The 23928-nt window shown below is 44.9% G+C and carries 19 protein-coding genes; 16 read left to right on the forward strand and 3 right to left on the reverse strand.

Annotation, left to right across the window (positions count from 1 at the left end; all coding sequences use genetic code 11):
• The first annotated feature begins 16 nt into the window (after nucleotides 1-16).
• Together dnaN and gyrB are read left to right on the forward strand one after the other, a co-directional pair.
• A complete protein-coding gene (gene dnaN / locus O3A65_03580) occupies nucleotides 17-1126 on the forward strand; it encodes a DNA polymerase III subunit beta (GenBank protein MDA1331549.1) in 1110 nt (369 codons plus the stop codon).
• Between the two features lie 10 nt (nucleotides 1127-1136).
• Nucleotides 1137-3539 (forward strand): DNA topoisomerase (ATP-hydrolyzing) subunit B, encoded by a 2403-nt coding sequence (gene gyrB / locus O3A65_03585; GenBank protein ID MDA1331550.1) that lies wholly within the window; start codon nucleotides 1137-1139, stop codon nucleotides 3537-3539.
• Here the strand turns inward: gyrB and topA are convergent.
• Complete coding sequence (gene topA / locus O3A65_03590) at nucleotides 3536-6115, reverse strand: type I DNA topoisomerase (protein ID MDA1331551.1); 2580 nt, start codon at nucleotides 6113-6115, stop codon at nucleotides 3536-3538. The two genes, gyrB and topA, sit on opposite strands and share 4 nt — an antisense overlap.
• A 65-nt stretch (nucleotides 6116-6180) precedes the next feature.
• Nucleotides 6181-6639, reverse strand: coding sequence for a DUF494 domain-containing protein (locus O3A65_03595; protein ID MDA1331552.1), 459 nt, complete (start codon nucleotides 6637-6639; stop codon nucleotides 6181-6183).
• A gap of 262 nt (nucleotides 6640-6901) precedes the next feature.
• Between O3A65_03595 and def the strand changes: the two genes are divergently transcribed.
• The 14 genes from def to O3A65_03665 all read left to right on the forward strand — a co-directional run bounded on the left by def (nucleotide 6902) and on the right by O3A65_03665 (nucleotide 22742).
• Nucleotides 6902-7420: a peptide deformylase gene (gene def, locus O3A65_03600; GenBank protein MDA1331553.1), complete on the forward strand. Its 519-nt coding sequence runs from the start codon at nucleotides 6902-6904 to the stop codon at nucleotides 7418-7420.
• The gene (gene fmt, locus O3A65_03605) at nucleotides 7417-8346 is read left to right on the forward strand and encodes a methionyl-tRNA formyltransferase (GenBank protein ID MDA1331554.1); all 930 of its coding nucleotides are present in this window, start codon (nucleotides 7417-7419) and stop codon (nucleotides 8344-8346) included. The genes def and fmt overlap by 4 nt, the downstream gene beginning before the upstream one ends.
• Before the next feature lie 9 nt (nucleotides 8347-8355).
• Nucleotides 8356-9624: a 16S rRNA (cytosine(967)-C(5))-methyltransferase RsmB gene (gene rsmB, locus O3A65_03610; protein ID MDA1331555.1), complete on the forward strand. Its 1269-nt coding sequence runs from the start codon at nucleotides 8356-8358 to the stop codon at nucleotides 9622-9624.
• Nucleotides 9587-10174 (forward strand): DUF4390 domain-containing protein, encoded by a 588-nt coding sequence (locus O3A65_03615; protein ID MDA1331556.1) that lies wholly within the window; start codon nucleotides 9587-9589, stop codon nucleotides 10172-10174. Before rsmB ends, O3A65_03615 begins: the two co-directional genes overlap by 38 nt.
• A complete protein-coding gene (locus tag O3A65_03620; protein MDA1331557.1) occupies nucleotides 10171-12348 on the forward strand; it encodes an ATP-binding protein in 2178 nt (725 codons plus the stop codon). Before O3A65_03615 ends, O3A65_03620 begins: the two co-directional genes overlap by 4 nt.
• A complete protein-coding gene (locus O3A65_03625; protein MDA1331558.1) occupies nucleotides 12345-13595 on the forward strand; it encodes a response regulator in 1251 nt (416 codons plus the stop codon). Before O3A65_03620 ends, O3A65_03625 begins: the two co-directional genes overlap by 4 nt.
• Nucleotides 13596-13737: 142 nt before the next feature.
• The gene (gene tkt / locus O3A65_03630; protein MDA1331559.1) at nucleotides 13738-15735 is read left to right on the forward strand and encodes a transketolase; all 1998 of its coding nucleotides are present in this window, start codon (nucleotides 13738-13740) and stop codon (nucleotides 15733-15735) included.
• 67 nt (nucleotides 15736-15802) lie between these two features.
• Complete coding sequence (gene gap / locus O3A65_03635; protein ID MDA1331560.1) at nucleotides 15803-16816, forward strand: type I glyceraldehyde-3-phosphate dehydrogenase; 1014 nt, start codon at nucleotides 15803-15805, stop codon at nucleotides 16814-16816.
• A 72-nt stretch (nucleotides 16817-16888) separates the two neighbouring features.
• Nucleotides 16889-18076, forward strand: a complete 1188-nt coding sequence (locus O3A65_03640) for a phosphoglycerate kinase (GenBank protein ID MDA1331561.1) — start codon at nucleotides 16889-16891, stop codon at nucleotides 18074-18076.
• Nucleotides 18077-18130: 54 nt separating this feature from the next.
• Complete coding sequence (gene fba, locus O3A65_03645; protein MDA1331562.1) at nucleotides 18131-19174, forward strand: fructose-bisphosphate aldolase class II; 1044 nt, start codon at nucleotides 18131-18133, stop codon at nucleotides 19172-19174.
• 44 nt (nucleotides 19175-19218) lie between these two features.
• Nucleotides 19219-19737: a 5-(carboxyamino)imidazole ribonucleotide mutase gene (gene purE, locus O3A65_03650; GenBank protein MDA1331563.1), complete on the forward strand. Its 519-nt coding sequence runs from the start codon at nucleotides 19219-19221 to the stop codon at nucleotides 19735-19737.
• The gene (locus tag O3A65_03655) at nucleotides 19737-20867 is read left to right on the forward strand and encodes a 5-(carboxyamino)imidazole ribonucleotide synthase (GenBank protein MDA1331564.1); all 1131 of its coding nucleotides are present in this window, start codon (nucleotides 19737-19739) and stop codon (nucleotides 20865-20867) included. The genes purE and O3A65_03655 overlap by 1 nt, the downstream gene beginning before the upstream one ends.
• Nucleotides 20867-21757, forward strand: coding sequence for a phosphoribosylaminoimidazolesuccinocarboxamide synthase (locus O3A65_03660; protein ID MDA1331565.1), 891 nt, complete (start codon nucleotides 20867-20869; stop codon nucleotides 21755-21757). The genes O3A65_03655 and O3A65_03660 overlap by 1 nt, the downstream gene beginning before the upstream one ends.
• 19 nt (nucleotides 21758-21776) lie before the next feature.
• The gene (locus O3A65_03665; protein MDA1331566.1) at nucleotides 21777-22742 is read left to right on the forward strand and encodes an L-threonylcarbamoyladenylate synthase; all 966 of its coding nucleotides are present in this window, start codon (nucleotides 21777-21779) and stop codon (nucleotides 22740-22742) included.
• On the opposite strand, the gene O3A65_03670 is transcribed toward O3A65_03665, so the two are convergent.
• On the reverse strand, nucleotides 22739-23914 hold the full coding sequence (locus O3A65_03670; protein MDA1331567.1) for an aminotransferase class V-fold PLP-dependent enzyme: 1176 nt from the start codon (nucleotides 23912-23914) through the stop codon (nucleotides 22739-22741). The two genes, O3A65_03665 and O3A65_03670, sit on opposite strands and share 4 nt — an antisense overlap.
• Nucleotides 23915-23928 lie beyond the last annotated feature (14 nt).

The raw sequence follows: 23928 nt of genomic DNA on the forward strand, positions 1-23928 counted from the left end.
ATTACTAAGGTTTAATATGAAATTATTAAATATTGATAGAGATACATTGTTAAAACCTCTGCAAATGGTTTCTGGCATCGTTGAGCGGCGACATACCATACCAATTTTATCAAACGTTTTTTTAAAAGCCGATGGTAATACATTAGAAGTTATAGCGACTGATTTAGAAATACAAATAGCAACGAATACCAAGTTAAAACAAAAGTATTCAGGGGAAACGCTTACTATATCGGCGAGAAAAACACTTGATATTCTAAGAGCACTACCAGACAAAACAAAAATCACCTTAGAAGCTTCAGAAAATAGGGTAATACTGAAAAGTGGCAAAAGTAAGTTTAATTTACAAACCTTACCAGCTAAAGATTTTCCATTAATTTCGGCGAGAGAAAACGCAACTGTTGATGTTGTAACCTTAGAACAAAATGTACTAAAAAACATGTTACAAAAAGTACAGTTTGCCATGGCGCAACAAGATATTCGATATTACCTGAATGGCCTATTATTAGTTTTAGATGGCAAAATTATGCGACTTGTGGCAACTGACGGCCATCGACTATCACATGTAGCTACGCAATTGAAAAAAGATACGGGCGCTAGGGAGGTCATACTTCCTCGAAAAACCGTCCTTGAATTAGTCAAACTATTAGGAGATGAGGGCTCTACGGTAGAGCTAGGAATAACCGACACTCAAATAACTATAAAGTTTGGAGATGTAACACTAGTGTCCAAGCTGGTAGATGGAAAATTCCCAGACTATAAACGAGTTATACCAACAGGGCTGACCAATAATCTAACTCTAAGTAGAGAGATCTTACAAGGGGCGCTGCAGCGAGCATCTATTTTATCCAACGAGAAATTTAGAGGTGTGCGGTTGGTATTAACAAAAAATTTATTAAAAATAATTTGTTCAAACAACGAACACGAGGAAGCAGAAGAAGAATTAGAAGTTAGTTATAAGGGCGACCCGTTAGATATTGGTTTTAATGTGAATTATCTGCTGGATTGCTTAAGTAACGTAGCCGTTCAAGATGTTAATTGTGTTTTAGGGGATTCTAAAAGCAGCATGCTCATGACCATAGAAGAAGATAGCTCATTTCAATATGTCGTCATGCCAATGAGGATTTAGGAAAAAAAGAATGGCAGAACAAGAAGAATATTCCGCGGGAAGTATTAAGGTTCTTAAGGGGCTGGACGCAGTTAGAAAACGACCAGGAATGTACATTGGGGACACGAGTGATGGCACGGGACTGCATCACATGGTGTTTGAGGTAGTAGACAATTCTATAGATGAGGCGTTAGAGGGGCATTGTGATGAAATCAACATCACAATTCATGCCGACGGCGGCGTTTCGGTAATCGACAATGGCCGTGGGATACCTACGGACGTTCATCCAGACGATGAAGGGGGCCGCTCTACACCCGAAATTGTAATGACCGTGCTTCATGCTGGTGGAAAGTTTGATAGTAATTCTTATAAGATTTCAGGCGGCCTCCATGGTGTGGGTGTCTCAGTAGTAAACGCATTATCTTCTAAGTTAAAGCTGACGATATGTAGAGATGGGTTGGAACATGAAATGTCTTTCTCGGATGGGGCCCCAGATAGTCCTTTGAAACAAATTGGCATTAGCCACAAAACAGGAACAAAAATTTATTTTCTAGCGAGCCCAGAAGTATTTGGGCGCATTGAATTTCATTATGAAATTTTGGCCAAACGATTGCGAGAACTCTCGTTTTTAAATAATGGCGTAAAAATAAAATTAACTGATGAAAAAACGGGAAGAAACGAACTGTTCAGTTATGAGGGTGGCGTAAGTGGTTTTGTCGAATACATTAATAAAAATAAAACCGTTTTACATAAAAATATTTTCTATACTAGTTTTGAGGCTGATGGTATCACTGCTGAAGCGTCAATTCAGTGGAATGACTCTTACCAAGAACAAGTGTTGTGTTTCACCAACAACATTCCACAAAAGGATGGAGGCACACATTTGGCCGCTTTGCGGACCTCGATGACGAGGACGCTAAATCAATATATCGAAGCTAATGAATTTGCTAAAAAAGCCAAAGTAGAGACAACAGGAGAAGATATGAGGGAGGGCATAACCTGCGTACTCTCCGTTAAAGTACCTGACCCAAAATTTTCATCGCAGACAAAAGATAAGTTGGTGTCACCAGAATGTAGGCCTGTCGTAGAGAAAGCAATTTCACAAGGCCTAACAGATTGGTTATTAGAAAACCCAGTAGATGCTAAAACAGTAGTGGGAAAAATTATTGATTCGGCTCGAGCTCGTGAGGCGGCTCGCAAAGCACGAGAAATGACTCGAAGAAAAGGGGTTTTAGACGGGTTAGGCTTGCCCGGTAAGTTGGCAGATTGTCAGGAAAAAGACCCAGCGCTTTCAGAAATTTATTTGGTCGAGGGGGATTCTGCCGGTGGATCAGCGAAGCAAGGCAGAGATCGTAAATTCCAGGCCATATTGCCGCTAAAAGGAAAAATATTAAATGTAGAAAAAGCAAGATTCGAAAAACTAATATCTTCCACAGAGATAACTTCGCTAATTACAGCGCTGGGTACGGGCATCGGAAAAGACGATTATGATCCGAGCAAACTTCGATATCACCGGATCATTATTATGACTGATGCTGATGTTGACGGATCACATATCAGAACGCTATTACTGACTTTTTTCTATCGTCAGATGCCTGAATTAGTTGAGGGTGGTCACATCTACATTGCGCAGCCCCCGCTATATAAAGTAAAAACAGGGAGAGATGAGCGGTACTTAAAAGATGACCAAGAACTTAAAGATTATACTTTATCTGTCGCGCTCAAAGATGCTGAAGTCAGCGGCAAAGATGGTAAAACTATTTCTATAGAGGCGATAGAGGAAATTGCGCGATCTTATATCGCAGCAGAGGCGATCGTTGATCGATTGAGTCACAGATACGATAGAACAATATTAAATGCAGTACTTAATGGCTTGGAAATTCATCTGGGGAGCGTCAATGACGCGACGGAAACCATAAACAAAATATCGGATTCACTTCAAGGCCAACGCGCAGAGTTACTAGATGGTGAGCTCGATACAGATGGAAATGCAACTTATGCTATTAAAATTATTCGCCTCACTCATGGCAATGAATACGAAACATGTCTAGACGAATCATTTGTTTCAAGTGGAGAATATCGGCAATTACTTACCACCGCGAAACTAACCTCAGACCTGTTTACAGAAGGCACAGTTGTTCGAAGAAAAGAGCGTGAGCATACAGTAAATAGTTTTAAAGAAGTTCTAGATTGGTTGCTTGATGATGCCAAACGAAGTATTGGCGTACAGCGCTATAAGGGTTTGGGGGAAATGAATCCAGATCAGCTATGGGAAACCACAATGGATCCGAAAGCTCGAATTTTATTAAAAACGAGAGTTGGGGATGCTATTGCAGCAGATGCTATTTTCACCACGTTAATGGGAGATATGGTTGAGCCCAGAAGGGCATTTATTGAAACAAATGCCCTTCGTGCCAGAAATCTAGACGTTTAGGTAGATTTTTTAGCAGCCGGTTTCTTAGCGGTAGCTTTTTTCGTTGCTTTTTGTGGGGGTTTTTCCAGTTTTTGGTTGATTAATACAACCGCCTCGTCAAGGGTGATGATATCTGGGTCAAGGTCCTTTGGAATAGTCGCATTCACAGAACCATATTTGACGTATGGCCCATAACGGCCATTTTTAACCGAGATCGGTTTTTTGTCAGCAGGATGATTACCTAACGCGCGACCACTGGATGGTTCTTTTTGAGCGAGTAATTCGACTGCACGATCTAATTCAATATCGTAAACACTATCTGTTTTAGGTATTGATTTAAAGCCGCCATCATGTTTCAGATAGGGCCCGAAGCGACCGATATTTGCTTCCACAGCTTTTTGCGTTTCGGGGTGAAGACCAATATTTCGTGGCAAACTTAGTGCTTTGATTGCTGTAGCAAAGGCTTCCTCGCTCGCCTCAAAGGGAAAGGGGGCATCTTTAGGCCAAGCGCTGCGTTTCGGTTTTTTTTCTTTTGAGCCTTGCGGCGGGGTTTCGCCAATTTGTACATATGGTCCGTACGGGCCGCTTAGCAAGAAAATGGACTTTGAAGACTCTGGGTCTTGTCCTAGCAAAAGCGGCTCTTTTTGAATCGGCCCCGCTCCGAAGGGTTCAGTGAAGTCGCACTTTGGATAACCGCTACAACCCACAAATAGTCCTCGCGAACTGTTCTGAAGAAGTACTGAGCTAAAACATTTGGGGCAGCTCTCCGGGTTTTTTTGTTCCATCCATTCGGCTGTTGTAATTTGTCTAGAAAACTCTTTCCAGGCACGAATCGGATTTTCAGCACTAGGTAATGGGATGCCTCGATTTGCTCCCGATTTCTCCTCTATTTGGGCAGCAAAAGATTTCCAAAATTTGCCTATAACTTTGACCCAATCCAGTTTTCCGTTAGATATTTCGTCTAGTTCGGCTTCGAGGTCAGCAGTAAAGCCATAATCTAAATAAGTATCAAAATGAGTCGTTAAAAAATTATTAACAATACGCCCAACATCTGTTGGATTAAATCTTTTTTTATCTAAAAGGGCATAACCTCTGTCCACTAGGGTCGAGATAATATTCGCATAGGTAGATGGCCGGCCAATGCCATATTCTTCCAAAGTTTTAACTAGGCTGGCTTCAGAATAACGAGGCGGCGGCTGGGTGAAGTGTTGTTCGCCAAAAATATCTTCTATTGATAGCTGATCTTTTTCGGAAAGTTCTGGAAGCTTAGTTTCGTTTTCAACTGCAGTGTCGTCGGCGCTCTCAAGATAAACCGACATAAATCCTGGAAAAACTAATATTTGGCCATTTGCCCGGAATAGCGTTCCCTTTGGTTTTGTTTCTAGGTCAATGCTTGTAGTGTCAAATTTAGCCGCAGCCATTTGCGAGGCGACAGTTCTTTTCCAAATCATTTCATAAAGGGCAGCTTGATCGGCCCGAAGAAATGGTTTTAAGGAATCGGGTGTTCGACTGATTGATGTCGGGCGTATTGCTTCATGTGCTTCTTGAGCATTTTTTGATTTAGTCTTATAGACAATAGGCTTCGCTGGAAGGTAATCAGCTGAAAAATTGGTAGAGACGTATTTTCTGATGTCACTGATTGCGTCGTTCGATAGTGCCATTGAGTCTGTACGCATATAGGTTATCAGGCCCTCAATGGAGCCGCCTATATTGATACCTTCGTATAGCTGTTGTGCGGCACTCATGGTAGATTTGGCCGTGAGGCCAAGCTTCCGTACGGCTTCCTGTTGTAGTGTTGATGTCGTAAAAGGCGAAGCAGGTGATCGAGATCGAGGCTTACGAGTAATTTTAGAAATCGTTAATATGCCATTTGAAGCATTTCTTATTTCTTCAATTGTTGCTAGTTGCTCTTTTTCTGTTCGGAACGAAAACTGTTCAACCTTCTCATCTTTGAAGCTTGCCAGCTTTGCTTCAAAGGGTTGTTTGCCTTTTGCAGTTTTGAGGTGGATGGACCAATACTCTTCATTATCGAATTGTTCTATCTCTTGTTCTCGCTCAACAATTAGCCGAAGAGCTGGGCTTTGTACCCTGCCAGCCGATAAATTCCTAGCGATTTTTCGCCATAAAATTGGCGATAAATTAAATCCCACAAGGTGGTCTAGCGCTCGTCGGGCTTGTTGCGCATTGACTAGCGGCATTAAAATATCTCGCGGCTTGTTTATAGCGTCCTGGACTGCAGACTCCGTTATCTCATAGAACACCACGCGCTTAAGGGCTTTGCCTTTTAATAGTTTCTTGCTGTGGAGAATTTCCGCAAGATGCCAAGCTATGGCTTCACCCTCTCTATCCGGGTCGGTTGCTAGATAAATAATGTTGGCCTGCTTTACGGCCTTACTGATCGCTTCGACGTGTTTTTTGTTTTGGGGCACCAACTCGTACACAAGCGTGAAGCCGTTTTCCGTATCAACAGCCCCCTCTTTGGCTCGAAGGTCCCTTACGTGTCCATAAGATGCGAGTATGTCGAATGTTGCACCCAGATATTTCTTGAGCGTGTTTGCTTTCGACGGAGATTCGACTATTAGAAGATTTTGAGCCATGATTTACCGATAAGGTTTTGGCGGGATCATACAAGAGTTAACGGTTTACGCCAACTCGATAAGATTTATTGTAAGCTGGACTCGTCTCCAGCGGCCAATAGGTCTAGCATCATTCCGTCGATGGATTCTTGCTGGTGCCACAAGGCCAATAATACGATCAGTTTGATTTCATCAACCCCTACTTGAGACCCCGATAGAGCAATGACCCGCTCAATAATTATTTCTCGCTGACCGGCTGTGATTAGGTGGGAATCGACCAAAAATGTTAAGAATCCCCGGGCATTTGTCGACAGCCCGTTAATTTCCTCGGAAGAAAAAACCCGAAACCCATCGGTTGTTGGAAGGTCTCCTCGATAGACATTGGCGTCCACGCAAGAGCTAAAGCCGCGCAGCCACCCTATAACCTCGGATATGTCTTCATCTTGGAACCCTGCATCAGAAAGTTTTCGTGAGATCGTTTCGTTATCTGAAAGCGTGCCATGCGGGAAAAAGCTCTCGACGAGATAAAATAATATGTCGAACATATAAGTCCTTGGTTGTTGGATCGTTTAGAAAGTTCCCGCTGATCGGATCTAAACGATATTTTCAGCTATCTCTAAGAGGATGTCTTATCGTAAACTTAGAGTCAATATGTAGACGAAAAATAAATTCAGCTTTAACTATGATGGATTAAAATTTTTGGTTTTAAGTTTAATTAGAATTTAATCAAAGCAACGATCTTGTTAAAATACCACTTGGGATTCGTTCCTTTTATTGTTTAAACGTTTCACGAAATACACGGAATAAATGAGTATTCTGAACATATTGCAATATCCGGACGAAAGGCTACACAGCTCAGCAAAACCAGTAGTCGAGGTTGAAGATAAGATCCGTCAACTCGTCGAGGATATGACTGAAACCATGTATGCTGCGTCGGGCATCGGACTCGCTGCGACTCAAGTTAATGTGCCAGAGAGAGTAATTGTGATTGATACCTCTGAAGCAAAGGACGATCTCTTGGTTTTGATAAATCCAGAAATCCGATCAAAAGAGGGCACCATTATTTTTGAAGAAGGTTGTTTGAGCGTTCCTGGTGTTTTTGACTGGGTGGAACGGTCTGAACGGATTAAGGTTCGAGCATTAGACAAAACGGGGAAAGAATTTGATTTAAAGGCGGAAGGGATGCTGGCAGTGTGTATTCAACATGAAATCGATCACCTAGATGGAAAGGTTTTTGTGGAATATTTGTCTCGGCTTAAGCAAGGGCGCATTATTAAAAAGTTGAGAAAGCAGCAAAAAGCAATCGATTACCAAGAGGTGTCATGAACATCATTTTTGCAGGAACCACGGTATTTTCTGCGGTCAGCCTCAAAGCCCTTATAGAAACTGGTCATAAAATACCATTAGTCATAACGCAGCCTGATCGGCGAGCGGGACGAGGTATGTTAATGATGCCTAGCGAGGTAAAAAAAACCGCTATAGCCCTTGGTATCGACACGTATCAACCCGCGAGTTTAAAATCCCCCGAAGTGCTAGATAGGATTCGACGGGAGAATGCAGATGTAATGATTATTGTCGCATTTGGACAGATTGTGCCAAAGCCAGTACTTACCGCTTTTCCATTTGGATGTATCAACGTACACGCGTCATTGCTGCCGCGATGGAGAGGCGCTTCGCCGATTCAGCGAGCAATAATGGCTGGTGATGAAGAAACAGGCGTCTGTATTATGCAAATGGAGGAGGGTCTAGATACCGGCTCCGTTTTTTGTGAGCGTCGTATCCCGATTGAGGCAAATGATACGGCTGGGACATTACATGATACATTGGCGGCTCTTGGTGCCGAGGCTCTTATTCATACATTGGCTAATTTGGATGGCCGCACACCCGTGATTCAACAGGCGGGCGCTCTCGCAACGTATGCGTACAAAATAAATAACAATGATGCTTTGATTGATTGGGCTGCTTCCAGCGGAGAAATAAATCGATTGGTGCGCGCTATGGACCCGATCCCAGGAGCGCATACTTTTTCGGGAGGAAGTCGAATCAAAATTTGGGAAACCATGGTTTTGGATCAATCGGGCTTACAAGGTGGCCCGGGTACAGTAATTGCGCTAGCGCGAGATGGGTTTGTTGTTGCTTGTGGGCGGGGAACGCTAAAAGTCCGGGTTATTCAGAGGCCAGGTAAAAAAAAATCATCATCAGTTGAATATGGTAGAGCTTTCGGGTTAAAGGTTGGCCATGAATTTAAATAGTGTCGAATTATGATTGACATTCAACTTGTTGCCCAAGCGTGCGTGACAAGGGTCAAGTTGGGCCAGAGTCTTAAGACGGTTTTTCCTCAAGAATTGGGAAAAATAGCTTCGCGGTCTGGCCAAGCCACGGTGAAAAATACGGTTTACGGTGCCCTGCGTTACTTAGGATATTTGGAGTTTGCACTCGATCAGCTGGTTACGAAGAGACCAAATGGTCTTGTGAATTTGCTTCTTGTTGGGATGTATTTAATAGAGTTTACGCGCTCGTCTGACCATGCAGTAGTGAATGCTTCCGTTTCTGCGGCGAAGCAATTAGGATTTACAAAACTGTCGGGCTTGGTTAACGGGGTTCTCCGTAATTATCTCAGGCAGCATGAGGATATCAGCGTTGCCGCAGCAAAAAACGATGAAGCAAGCTTGCAGCATCAAGCTTGGTGGATAGACAAACTGCGTCGTGAGTACCCTGATCAGGCTGCCGCGATATTTGCCACCAGTCTTCAACATCCGAATCTGGCGCTTCGAGTGAATACGCGCGCTATTTCGCTAGAACAATATTTAAAAACGTTAGAGCAGCAGCAAGTGGGTTGGTGGCGGCCTGAAAACATTACTGCAAATGCGGCAGTAATTCTAAAGGAGCCTGTTTCAGTACATCAGATACCTGGATTTTTTGATGGATTAGTATCGGTCCAGGATGCGGGGGCTCAGACAACGGCGCCTCGATTAGATTTGCAAGCGGGACATAAAGTGCTTGATGCCTGCTCGGCGCCTGGAGGAAAAGCGTGCCATATACTTGAGTTAGAGGATGTGCATCTAACGGCGCTCGATAAAGATACAATAAGATTGTTGAGGGTAGAGGAAAACTTATCTAGACTTGGCCTAACAGCTAAAACACAAGTAGCCGATGCGACCAACATAGAAAGCTGGTGGGATGCGGAGCCTTATGATCGAATTTTGCTGGACGCCCCCTGCAGTGCCTCAGGGGTAGTGCGTCGACACCCTGACGTCAAGTGGCTCAGAAAAGAAAAAGACACAGATAGTTTTGTTCGGCAACAACGTGCCTTACTAAACGCAGCCTGGAAGGTTTTGGCTAAGGGTGGTAAATTGTTGTACACAACATGCTCGATTTTTTCCGAGGAAAATGAAAAACAAGTTGGATGGTTTTTGAACGAGCAGTCAGACGCAAAGATCGACGACGAATATGCGGCGCATAATGGCCATTTGATTTTGCCAAACGATAGTCATGATGGATTTTTTCACGCGCTTTTTGAAAAGAAATAATCGGACCGCAGTAGTTCTGCGATCAGTTATTATTTATTCGTGTGCGATGAACGCCGTCGCCAATGGCATCGTTGTCCAATCCGTCAAGTTAGAGCAACAGGACGCCACCTTTTCTTTGAATGCGACCTTTAATATTGATCTAAGTCCTATTATTCAGAACGCGCTTCATAAAGGAGTCACGTTACCGTTTGTCCTTGACTTTAATGTTATACGACAAAGGTGGAATGTTTGGGACCAAACAGTGGTGGAGGCGTCCCTACCGTATCGGCTTTCATATAATGTCCTTACTCGTCAATATCTCATACGGGATAAGTTGAGAGAGCGGGACGCAAGTTTTAACACATTAGAACAAGCGCTGGATGCGGCTGGAAGCATTGTCGATTTGGTGGTGTTTAATGTGGAACAGCTAGTGCCCAAGATAGATTATGAGGCTCAGGTTCGCTTGCGATTAGAGGCTGGCGCCTTGCCCAGTGCGCTGCAGCTAGAGGCTTTGGAATCTGACAAGTGGGAAGTGTCGTCGCCTTGGTATCGTTGGATTATGGATAAATGAAATTAGGCGATATCAAAAAGCTGAAAAAAATGACGCTGAGTATGATTGTTACGGCGTCGCTCTTCTTTGGTTTTTATCTGCTGTATTTGCTATCGACACCAATCACGACAACCAGTGATGTGTTCAATGAATTGCCGGTTCTTCTCGGAGTTGGTGTTTGTCTTATCGTTGTCTTGATGATTTTGGTAGGCGCACAAGTTTTAGTGACTATCAGGCGCTATCGAGCGGGTGTGTTTGGTTCTAAGCTGACGGTAAGGTTGATACTTGTATTTGTAATGGTTGCAGTTGTCCCGGGTGCGGTTATGTATGGCATTTCGGTTAAGTTTTTAGCAGCCTCCATTGAGTCTTGGTTTGATATTCGGGTAGACAGCGCGCTTGAGGGGGGCTTAAATCTTGGACGGGCAAATCTAGAGAATGGGTTAAGAGAGCTGCAAATAAAGGCAGACTCGATGGCGGTCAGTCTTTCATATCAAAATACTGCGTCTCAAGTAGCTTCAATAGACAGGCTCAGAGATCAGGCGGCCATTAGCGAGGCGACCCTGTTAACGACCACGGGAGCCATAGTGGCTTCTTCCAATTCCTGGACGGATAGCTTTATTCCCCTAGCGCCCACTCAGACAATGCTACGCCAAGCGCAACTCCAACAAAGTTATGCCGGTATTGAAGAAGATGGGGAAGCTAGTTTGCGTTTAAGGGTGGTAGTCCCCATCAATCATCTAGAAGAGGAAATGCAAATTTTGCAAGTCACTCAATTGGTTCCCGAGAGGCTTGCACGCGATGCCGCGATGGTTGAAGAGGCTTATCGGGACTACCAGGAATTATCGTTGTCACGCTATGGATTGCAGCGCCTATATACGTTAGCACTAACCTTATCTTTAGGGCTCGCACTCCTTAGTGTTGTGCTATTGGCGGTTATGTACAGTAATCGCCTTTCTGCACCCTTGGGCTTTTTGGCCGCGGGAACACGAGCTGTTGCAAAGGGAGATTTTAGTCAGAGAGCCCCCATAAACCGCGGGGACGAGCTAGGAATTTTGACAGAGTCATTCAGCGTGATGACCGGCCAACTTTCCGAGGCGAAAGACGTAGCGGAAAAGCATGAGACAGCACTTACACAGGCCAACGCCTACTTGACCAGCATTTTGGAGACGCTATCTGCTGGCGTATTAACGTTCGATAATCGTTTGAACCTGCGTGCATATAATCCCAGTGCCGAGCAAATTCTTGGTCAGACATTGGAAAGTGTCGCGCTTTCCGGCGTGTTGAATCTTGCGGGCTTAGAGGCAATGAGGGCGCTTATTCCAGCGGGTTTATCGGTTTCGGATGAATCGCAAATAGAGCGCCAGGTAGAAATTGTAGTTGGCGAGACTAAAAAAGTACTTCTGGTTCGAATCTCTACACTGGATGGTGGCGAATTTTCAGGGTTTGTTGTGGTTTTTGATGATGTGACCCATTTACTTCAGGCACAACGATTGGCTCTCTGGGGAGAGGTTGCTGAAAGGCTCGCTCATGAGATAAAAAATCCACTTACTCCGATACAGTTGTCAGCGGAGCGTTTATTGCACCGATTAGGGCCCAAGCTTGACGAAAACGATGCCGCGATGTTGGAGCGATCAATTAAAACGATAGTTGATCAGGTTGCCGCGCTAAAAGGAATGGTAAACGCGTTTAATGAATATTCTAGAAATCCAGATCGCAAATCGGAGTTGATTGATGTAAATGGTTTGGTCATAGATGTTATTGAATTGTATCGAGCGACTGCGACGCCTATTGAAACGAAGCTTGCTTCAGAGGAGATATTTCTCTGGGGAGATACAGGAAAGCTAAGGCAGGTGCTTCACAATTTAATTCAAAATGCAGAGCAAGCTGTCTCACAGCACATGGCGCCTAAGATTTTGGTTGAGACAGCCGTCACATCAGGCTTAACTCATATAAGGGTGCGGGATAATGGGCCAGGATTTTCTGATGAGGTGCTTGGTCGAGCCTTCGATCCTTATTACACAACGAAGGCAAAGGGCAGTGGCCTTGGTTTGGCTATAGTGAGAAAAATTATTGAAGAACATGGTGGGACCGTAGCGATTTGCAACGGGGTGGTTGGGGCTCAGATTGAAATAACCTTGCCGTTATCACACACTACATTAAAATCTAAACTTTTGACAAAAACGGTCGAACAATGAGTAAAATTCTTGTAGTTGACGATGAAATTGGAATCCGTGAGTTGCTTTCAGAGATTCTTAGAGAAGAGGGTCACCAAGTAGATGTCGCTGAAAACGCGGCAGAGGCTAAAAATATTTTTATAAAAGCTAGACCCGAGCTTGTTTTATTAGATATTTGGATGCCGGACGTGGATGGTGTGAGCTTATTGAAGGAGTGGGCGTCATCAGGTCTTATGACAATGCCAATTGTAATGATGTCCGGACATGGAACAATTGATACCGCTGTAGAGGCGACCCGGATAGGCGCTTACTCATTTTTAGAAAAGCCTATTGCATTACAAAAGCTTCTGTCGACGGTTTCGGCGGCTCTCAGGGATCAATCTAGAGACCGTGCGCGCGACCCCATTTACGTTACGCTTGGGAAAACTGAGACGGCCTTGAATCTTAAGCGAAAGTGTGAGGCACTTACTAAAATGGCTGGTCCAGTGTTGTTTTCAGAGGCGCCTGGCTCGGGCGCGGACCAATGTGCGCGGTTGTTGCAAAAAACGAATAGACCTTGGGTTGTTATTTCGGGTTCTCAAGAGTATGCGGCAAAGGGTGAGCAATTAGTCGAGACGAGCCGAGAGGGTGTCATTTTTTTTCGGGAGATCGGATCGTTGGAAAAACCCCAACAAGCGGATTTGATTTCCAAGTGGAGAAGCCTCCAGGAGGCTGGGACAAGGGTAATCTCCTCCTCGACGGCTAGATTAAGTTCGCTGGTGGCGCAAGAGCAGTTTGATATCAGACTCTATGAGTTGATTTGTGAAACGATAGTGGATGTGCCGCCGCTAAAAGATCGTATTGATGATGTTATTGAAATTTCTAAATCGGTTCTTTTTCAGAAATACCCTGCTAAATCTTTTTCTGTTGCTGCGCTAAATAAGCTTCGCTTGGTTGACTGGCCGGCTAACTTAAGCCAACTGTGCGCTGTTGTGCTGGCAAGCGCACAGTTTTCCGTTGGAGAAGAAATCGGTGTCAATGACGTAAACGGGGTATTAGAAAATTCTTCTCGAGAGACCAGAATAGAGGCCCCTTCTTTTGACTTTGATAGAGACTATCGGTCAGCGCGTGAGAAATTTGATAAGCAATATTTGGAGTACCACCTCGCGAAGGAGGGGGGAAACATGTCTCGGGTAGCCAGCCAGGCGGGGATCGAAAGAACCCATCTTTATCGCAAGCTAAAGCAATTAGGAATCAAAACACCTCGTAAAAATGATGTCTTGAATTAGAGGCAACCTTTTTAATTCATACCCGTTACAAGACGTTGCGTGGCCATTGAGATAAAATGACGCCTCCGTTCTTGACGGCACAGAGCGATCTTTTGGTGCCGATTGGAGTTCCCTTAATTGATACGTAAAAGTTGTTAAAACGATGGCAAAAAACATAGAGTACGCAGACGCGATTCGCGCCCTTGCCATGGATGCGGTACAAAAAGCCAATTCAGGGCATCCCGGAATGCCAATGGGGATGGCAGATATTGCCGCAGTTCTCTGGCAAAAACATTTAAAACACAACCCGACTAATCCAAAATGGGCGAATCGAGATCGTTTTGTCGTGTCGAATGGGCATGGCTCTATGTTGTTGTATTCACTGCTTCACTTATCGGGTTATGACCTAGGCATTGAAGACCTCAAAAGCTTTAGACAATTGCATTCAAGAACTCCGGGGCATCCTGAATATGGCGTGACCCCAGGGGTGGAAACTACGACGGGGCCGCTTGGACAAGGCGTTGCCAATGCAGTAGGTATGGCGATAGCAGAAAAAGTATTAGCGGCGGATTTCAATCGTCCGGGGCATGAGATCATTGATCATTTCACCTATGTTTTTTTAGGGGACGGTTGTTTAATGGAGGGCATCTCTCATGAGGTTTGTTCTTTGGCGGGCACCCTTGGTTTAAATAAGCTGATTGTTTTTTATGATGACAACGGTATTTCAATTGATTCAGAAAAAGGTGAGATAAGTAGTTGGTTTTCAGACGATACGCCTAAGCGGTTTGAAGCTTATGGCTGGAACGTGGTCAAAGACGTTGATGGCCATAACCTAGATCAGATTGATGCTGCAATCATAAAAGCAAAGTCCAGTAGTGATAAACCAACCTTGCTTTGTTGTAAGACGATTATTGGAAAAGGCTCGCCAAAAAAACAAAATACAGGCGCTTCTCATGGGGCCCCCTTGGGAGAAGATGAGGTGGTGGCAACAAGGCAGGCTTTAGGTTGGCCTCATCCGCCGTTTAAAATGCCGCAAGAGGTCTATGCTGCTTGGGATGCCCGATTCAGGGGCCAGGCATACGAGGATGCGTGGCGCCAGGAGCAGGCCGAATATCAAACCAAATTTCCAGAGCTTGGCAAAGAGCTCGAGAGACGTCTTTTCGGACAGATGTCCGGGGGATGGGTTAAAAAATTAAACGAAGAGCTCGAGGCTTGGAATGCCAAGGCAGAAAAATTGGCGACACGTAAGGCATCACAAAATGCTTTGGAATTTATGGGGCCGCTTTTGCCTGAACTAATCGGCGGATCCGCCGATCTAGCGGCCTCTAATTTGACGATGTGGTCAGGATCAAGGCCTCTGAGCCGAGAGCGCCCAGGCAATTATTTGTTTTATGGGGTTAGAGAATTTGGAATGGCCGCAATCATGAATGGACTTGCGCTTCATGGCGGCTTTATTCCCTATGGCGCAACATTCTTAGTGTTTTCTGATTATTGTCGTAATGCATTGCGTGTGGCGGCACTAATGAAGCTCAGATCGTTATTTGTATTCACGCATGACTCGATCGGCCTAGGCGAAGATGGGCCAACCCACCAGCCTGTCGAGCACGCAAGTAGTTTGCGCACAATACCTAATTTAGATGTATGGAGACCGTGTGATGCTGTTGAGACTTTAGCGGCATGGGGCTGTATGTTGGGCCGTGTTGACGGCCCAAGTTGTTTACTTGCGACGCGACAAGCAGTGCCGCATCAACATAAAACAAGTGAACAAATTGAAGATATTTCTAAGGGCGCTTACGTATTGAGTGATGCGAAGCATCCCGAAGCAATAATTTTGGCTACGGGGTCTGAGGTGTCTCTAGCGATAGACGCTCAAAAAATATTACAGGATGAAGGAATTGCAACCCGGGTTGTGTCACTACCATCTACTAATGTTTTTGATAGGCAGGATATTGGATATCGCAATAATGTCTTGCCTAAAGCCGTGCCTAAAGTAGCGGTTGAGGCGGGGGTTACAGATTTTTGGCGCAAGTACGTAGGAACCGAGGGAGAAGTTATAGGCATAGATACATTTGGCGAATCAGCTCCAGCAGAGGCTTTATATGAGCATTTTGGTGTCACCGTTCAGGCAATTGTGAGTGCCGTGAAATCGATTAAACATTAGTAGCCAAGCTTAATGCTGAGTTTGGCGCACCGGTTTATACATGATTATTGATGGAGGGAGTTAATAGATGACGATACGTGTTGCGATTAATGGCTATGGTCGCATTGGAAGAAATATTCTTAGAGCGCATTATGAGGGAGGCAAGAAGCATGATATTGAGATTGTCGCGATTAATGATCTTGGCGACGCAGCAACTAACGCGCATTTGACTCAATATGACACGGCTCACGGTCGATTCCCTGGCGAAGTCTCTATTGATGGAGATAATCTTGTAGTTAATGGAGATAAAATTAAAGTTGTTGCCGAACGTAACCCCGGCGCTTTGCCCTGGGGCGAGCTAAAAGTCGATGTTGTTTTAGAGTGCACGGGTTTTTTTACTTCAAAAGAAAAGTCGAGTGCGCATATTCAGGCGGGAGCTAAAAAAGTGGTTATCTCTGCGCCTGGTGGTAAAGATGTTGACGCAACAATTGTTTATGGCGTCAATCATGAAGTGCTCACGTCTAAAGCAGAGGTGATATCGAATGCGTCTTGTACTACTAATTGTCTTGCTCCGGTTGTGAAGGTGCTTAACGATGCAATAGGAGTTGTTAACGGGCTGATGACGACTATTCACTCCTACACGAATGATCAGGTGTTAACGGATGTGTATCACGAGGATCTGCGTCGGGCGCGCTCAGCAACCATGTCAATGATCCCAACAAAAACGGGGGCTGCAGCGGCAGTTGGTTTAGTACTTCCTGAGCTTAATGGCAAGTTAGATGGCTTCGCGATACGCGTACCAACGATTAATGTTTCCGTAGTTGATTTGTCGTTCATCGCTAAACGAGTAACATCGGTAGAAGAGGTCAATCAAGCAATTAAAGATGCCTCAAAAGGGACATTTAAAGGAATTTTGGAATATAGCGATGGACCTTTAGTGTCTATAGATTTTAACCATAACCCCGCGTCATCTGTGTTTGATGCGACCTTAACGAAGGTTTCCGAGGGCGCGTTAGTTAAAGTGTGCTCTTGGTACGATAATGAGTGGGGCTTTTCTAATCGAATGCTTGATACAACCGTAGCATTGATGTCTGCCGCGTAAAAATATTTAACTTTGTTGATGGGGCGCGGTTTGAGCATGCCCCTTTGTTTTTTAGTAACCGAAAACGAAACTATGAAGTTCCGAACCTTGGATGAAGTTGATCTTTTGGGTAAGCGTGTTCTTATTCGTTCTGATTTAAATGTTCCTTTTAACGAAAATCATCAGATATCGGATGACACAAGAATTGTAGCTTCTCTGCCCGCCATTCAACGAGCGATGGCCGCTGGTGCCGCGGTTATGGTGGTATCTCATCTTGGCCGTCCTAAACCAGGGACATTTCAGGAAGAGTTTTCTCTCTTACCAGTTGCAAAACGTTTATCGGACCTGTTAGGCACAAACGTACCTCTCATCAAAGATTGGACATCGGGCGTAGATGTTGAGTTGGGACAGGTCGTCTTATTAGAAAACTGTCGAATGAATTTGGGAGAAATCGAGAATGATGAGAAGCTTTCTCGAAAAATGGCGCAATTGACGGATGTTTTTGTGAACGATGCTTTTGGCGCAGCGCACAGAGCACACGCGTCCACACATGGTATCGCACGATATGTTCAAACAGCTTGCGCGGGGCCGTTAATAGTTAAGGAGGTTAAAGCGCTCAGTCAAGCGCTTTTGTCACCGGCGAGGCCGCTAGTCGCGATTGTTGGAGGCTCCAAAGTATCGACGAAACTCACCGTACTCCTGGAGTTAGCGAAGAAAGTCGACCATCTAATTCCAGGCGGCGGAATTGCGAACACCTTTTTGTTAGCAAAAGGCAAAAATATAGGCGCTTCACTAGCAGAAAAAGATCTGGTTGAACAAGCAAGAGCCGTAATAGAGCAGATTGAGTCAAGGGGCGGGAAAATACCGTTACCCAGAGACGTAGTTTGTGCGACTACATTTCATCAGGATGCTGTTGCGACCAGAAAGCATGTGGATGATCTGAATGATAATGATTTGATCCTTGATTTTGGATCCGAGACGATGGCTGAAATTGAAAATATAATTAAGGAAGCTGGGACGATTGTTTGGAACGGGCCAGTCGGGGTTTTTGAATTCGATCAGTTTTCAGAGGGCACTAAGGCGTTGTCGAGCGCCGTCAGTCAGTCAGCAGCCTTTTCTATCGCGGGTGGGGGGGATACGATAGCAGCGATCACAAAATTTGGGGTGACTGGTAAAATCGACTATATATCGACCGCTGGAGGTGCCTTTTTAGAGTTCCTGGAGGGGAAAGCGTTGCCGGCGCTAGACATTCTTGAACAAAGAGCGATCGCGATAAAATAAAAATGTCAGGGTGCATAAGCCCAATGCTAATTTTTTAAATAGAGGACTTTATATATGGCTTTAGTTTCTATGAGACAACTGCTTGATCATGCGGCCGAGAATAACTATGGAGTACCGGCGTTTAATGTAAACAATCTTGAACAAGTTCAAGCGATCATGGAGGCGGCGTATGAGACCTCAAGCCCGGTTATTATGCAAGCCTCTGCTGGCGCAAGGCAATATGCTGGGGAACCATTTCTTCGACATCTCATTTTAGCGGCTGTTGAGCAGTATCCAGATATTCCTATTGTCATGCACCAAGATCATGGCGCGTCTCCGGCGGCCTGCCAACGCTCTATTCGATCAGGATTTTCAAGTGTGATGATGGATGGTTCACTAGAGGAGGATGCTAAAACACCGTCTTCTTACGAATATAATGTGGCGGTTACTAAACATGTTGTTGATATGGCGCATGCCGTGGGCGTCTCGGTCGAAGGAGAGCTGGGTTGCTTAGGATCCCTTGAAACAATGCAGTCAGACAAAGAGGATGGGTCTGGTGCCGAAGGAACGTTAACGAGAGAAATGTTGTTAACTGATCCAGAGCAGGCTGCAGATTTTGTTGCGAAAACAGGAGTAGATGCGCTGGCTATCGCAATTGGCACATCACACGGGGCTTATAAATTTACACGCAAGCCAACGGGAGATATTTTGGCTATAGACCGTATTCGAGCGATACATGCGAAGATTCCTAATACGCACCTCGTGATGCACGGTTCGTCGAGTGTTCCGCAGGAGTGGCTACAGATAATTCGAGATCACGGGGGCGAGATGAAAGAAACTTATGGTGTGCCCGTAGAGGAGATTCAAGAGGGCATAAAACATGGTGTTCGTAAGATTAATATTGATACAGATATTCGTTTAGCGATGACTGGAGCAATTAGGCGAGCGTTTAATATGAATAAGGGTGAGTTTGATCCAAGGAAGTATCTCAAGCCGGCGAAAGAAGCGGCAAAGTCTATCTGTAAGGCACGATTTGAGGCTTTCGGCACTGCCGGCAATGCGGGGAAAATAAAGCCGATATCATTGGATGATATTGCTACTATTTATGACAATTCTTGATCGAAAAGATTTTAGATCATGCAGTATTAACTAGAAGTTAATTTATGAGCAAACCTCGTAAAAGTATTAAGCCAATCGTAGGAATAATTATGGGTAGTGCAAGCGATTGGACCGTTATGAAACATGCGTCTGAGATTCTAGAGGCTTTTGACGTGAGTCATGAAACGCGTGTGGTATCGGCGCATAGGACGCCAGATGAGATGTTTCAATACGCAGAAAAAGCAGAAAGTCGTGGGATTAAAATTATTATTGCTGGCGCTGGTGGCTCTGCGCATCTACCTGGGATGGTGGCATCGAAAACTAAAGTGCCTGTGTTGGGGGTTCCTGTGACATCTAGAGCTATGAATGGTCTTGATTCCCTTCTTTCAATAGTTCAAATGCCTAAAGGGATACCGGTAGCGACTTTTGCGGTGGGCGAAGCCGGCGCGTCTAATGCGGCTCTTTTTGCGGTTGCCTTGCTGGCCATGCAAGATGATGGTTTGAGCGACAAGCTTAATTTATTTCGTAAGCGGCAGCGGGCAAAAGTGAAGGCAATGAAGTTGCCCGCGAAATCTTTAAAGTAATGGTTCAGCCAGGATCTTGGTTAGGAATCCTCGGAGGAGGACAGCTTGGCAGAATGTTCACAATGGCAGCTCAAACTATGGGTTACCGAGTGGCCGTATTAGATCCAGATAAGTCTAGCCCAGGAGGCCGGGTTGCAGAAAAGCACATACAAGCGAATTATGATGACTTAGATGCGCTAAGTGAATTGGCCCAGATTTCTTTAGCTGTGACTACGGAGTTTGAAAATGTCCCAGCTGACAGCCTTCGGTTTCTTGATACATTGGTTTCAGTAAGTCCTAATGCGAAAGCTGTGGAGATTGCGCAGGATCGTATTCGGGAGAAAACCTTTCTCCATAATCATGGTTTTCAAGTGGCACCGCATGCTGTAATTACCAGTAAAGATGACCTCAACGATTTCCCTCAAAACTTAAGCTTTCCAGGAATTCTGAAAGTTAGTCGTTTCGGTTATGATGGCAAAGGGCAGTTGCTTGTTAACAATTTATCCGAGCTCCGAGGTGGGTTTGAAAAACTCGGCGGCGTGCCTTGTGTATTTGAACAATTTTTACCGCTCCAGTCCGAGGTGTCGGTCATTGTTGCTCGTGATCTAACAGGCAATACGGCCATTTTTCCCGTTGCAGAAAACCAGCACCGCGATGGCATATTAGATGTAACGATTGCTCCTGCACGAGCTGCCGAACAGATTGTTTCCATGGCAGAACAGTTAGCCATATCGCTAGCCGAAGCACTTCAATATAACGGGATTCTGTGTGTAGAATTTTTTATTTTGCATGATGGTGACTTAGTTATAAATGAAATTGCGCCGCGACCACATAACAGTGGACACTATACGATGGACGCTTGTAGTATTTCCCAGTTTGAACAACAAGTTCGTGTAACGAGCGGATTGCCTTTAGTGAGGCCTAGGCAATATTCTCCAGCCGTAATGGTTAATCTACTAGGAGATTTGTGGCAAAACGGTGAGCCTAATTGGCATCGTGTTTTGCAAGATTATCGCGTTAAGCTTCATCTGTATGGTAAAGACGAACCCAGGCCAGGTCGCAAAATGGGACATTTAACTATCGTTGATTCGGAGCTTGATCACGCGTTGTTACTGGCTCAGGATATTAGGCAAATATTGCAGCAGGAGTGATGGTGAATAATAAAAACACGGTTTTTGAGACACAAATTAATTCGTTAGAATTTCTCTATCGAGGTAAAGTTCGAGACATCTATAAAATTGATAAAGAGCGCCTTTTGGTTGTTCAAACAGATCGACTTTCGGCGTTTGATGTGGTGTTGCCCGATCCGATTCCTGGTAAGGGTCGTTTGCTAACTGACTTATCTGTGTTTTGGTTTAAAAAACTATCGCACCTTATTTCTAATCATTGGTTAGACCAGTCGCCCCGAGAGTTTTTAACTGATGGTGAGTTTGAACAAGTTGAGGGTCGCGCGATGGTCGTGCGCTGGCTGACGCCTCTTCCAGTAGAGGCAATTGTTCGGGGTTATTTGGCGGGATCGGGGTGGAAGGAATATCGAAAAACGGGGAGCATATGCGGCATTGTCTTGCCTCCTAATCTTAAAGAGGCGCAGCAATTACCACAGACTATTTTTACGCCATCGACGAAGGCTGACCTTGGAGATCATGACGAAAATATTTCGTTTGAATTGGTCGAAAAAAAAGTAGGACAAGACTACGCGTATAGAATTCGCGAGGCGTCTTGTATGCTCTACGAAGAGGCGGGTACTTACGCTCTTGAGAGAGGAATCATTATTGCAGATACGAAATTTGAATTTGGAACTGATTCGACCGGAGAGCTTTATCTTATTGATGAGGCGCTGACTTCAGACTCCTCGAGATTTTGGCCGCAGGACCAATACGTTGTGGGATCGAGCCCTCCATCTTTTGATAAGCAATTTGTTCGCGATTGGCTTGAATCTATTGGTTGGGACAAAAAGTCGCCGGCGCCTCGTTTGCCAGACGATATCACTCAAAGAACATCTGATAAATACAAAGAAGCGGTAATGTTGCTGACGCAATGAGTCTTTTAAAGAGGGGAATTTGAGTAAAAGGGTCACCACGAGCATCAAGGAGGCAGTGCGTTTACTAAAGGACGGTCAATTGGTGGCCTTTCCAACGGAGACTGTATATGGCTTAGGTGCTGACGCGTTAAACCCTTTAGCAGTCAAACGTGTTTATGAGGCGAAGTCCCGACCGTTTGACCACCCCTTGATCATTCATATTGGTTTTGAGAGCCTTTTGGATGAATTCGCTATAAATATCCCCAGCGCAGCTCGAGAACTCGCCGCCCGTTTTTGGCCTGGACCACTAACCCTTGTTTTGGATGCTTCCGATAAAGTCCCCCGTATTGTTACGGGTGGTCAGGATACGGTCGCAATTAGGTTCCCAAGCCATCCTGTCGCCATCGAGTTGTTAAACGAATTTGGAGGTGGGATTGTTGGTCCCTCAGCGAATAAATTTGGTCGGCTATCCCCAACTAGAGCCGAAGATGTTGCTCGAGTTTTTGGGTCCGAGGTTAGCCTGATTCTTGACGGAGGGCCATGTGCCGTAGGCATAGAATCGACCATTATTGGGTTCGACGGAGAGTCACCCGTCATGTTACGACCCGGGATGATTGATAGAGATAATGTCTCGAAACAGACTTCGGAGAATGTTTTGAGTGCTGGATTTAAGTTGCCCAGAGTGCCTGGAGCTTTGCCGTCGCACTATGCACCGAGAACTAAATTAAGGCTTCTTGCGACAGGGGAAATTAGGCAATACGTAGAACAAAAAGCAGCAGCACATAGACTGGCCCTGCTAACCTTTCAAAAATATTTTGTGGCGGGCCCTAATATAACGACAATAATTGCGTCGCAAGAACCTAACGATTACGCTAAAAACTTATATCTGCGATTAAGAGAGTTGGATAGCTTTGGCGCTGAGTTAATTATTGTTGAGGCAGTTCCAGAGATGAGCTCTTGGGACGGAATTCGAGACCGTCTTACTCGTGCGGCTCATTTGGCCTAGTTAGAGCGCATCAGATAATCGAGAGCTCTGGAAACCCCCCCTGTGTTGAAAGGGATAGCACAGAGCGCTAACCCCATTTCAACGCCAGACAAAGTGCCGGCTAACGATAAATCGTTAAGGTCCCCTAAGTGACCAATTCGAAAGACTTGATCATTAAATTTACCGAGGCCAGCACCGAGAGACATATCAAATTTATCAAGGATTTTTTGTCTAAGTTGGTTCGCGCTGATTCCGGTTGGTGTCATCACGGCGGTAAGTGTATTACTGAAAGCCGCTGGATCACGACACATTGTTTCAAGTCCCCAGTGTGTAACGGCTTCTCTTGTTGCCGCCGCATGACGAGCGTGCCTACCGAAAACATTGTCGAGACCTACTTCATCCAATATGATTTTAAGAGACTCTTGTAGTCCAAAAATTAAATTTGTTGCTGGTGTATAAGGAAAAAAACCCTTCTCGTTATGAGGCAACATGTCACCCCAGTCCCAATAACCACGGTTGTATTGAGACGTAGTATGAAGCGTTAGTGCGCGAGTGCTAACAGCATTAAAAGACAGTCCTGGGGGCAGCATCAATCCCTTCTGTGAGCCACCAATAGCCACATCAACGCGCCATGCATCATGTTGATAGTCGATAGATGCTAGGGAGGAAATAGTGTCAACGAATAAAAGCGCTTGATGTTTGGCGTCGTCGATGGCATTTCTTACTGCCATTATGTCGGAGGTTACCCCAGTCGACGTTTCATTATGAACGACACAAACGCCCTTAATACTCTGATTTATATCATTTTTAAGGTAGTCGTAGATGCGAGAAGGGTCAACTGAACTACGCCAATCAGATTCAATGACTTTTACATCAAACCCCAGTTTAGTCGCGAGGCGTTTCCATTGAGCGGCAAAGTATCCGGTTTCGTATATGAGGATGGAGTCCCCAGTATTCAGCACATTGGTTAGGCCCGCCTCCCAGGCCCCGGTGCCAGAAGCGGGAAACATAAATACTGGTTGATTTGTTTTGAATACGCGTTGGAGATTAGATAAAACTTCTAGTCCTAGCTCACCAAATTCCTCACTTCGATGATCAATCGTTGGCCTAGAGACTGCAGCGAGTACTCTGTCAGGAATGTTGGTTGGACCAGGGATGTGTAGAAAGTGTCTACCGGAACGATGAGTGGGCATACGCAGTTACCGAT

This window comes from Pseudomonadota bacterium, assembly GCA_027624715.1.
Taxonomy (GTDB): Bacteria; Pseudomonadota; Gammaproteobacteria; order Burkholderiales; family Eutrophovitaceae; genus Eutrophovita.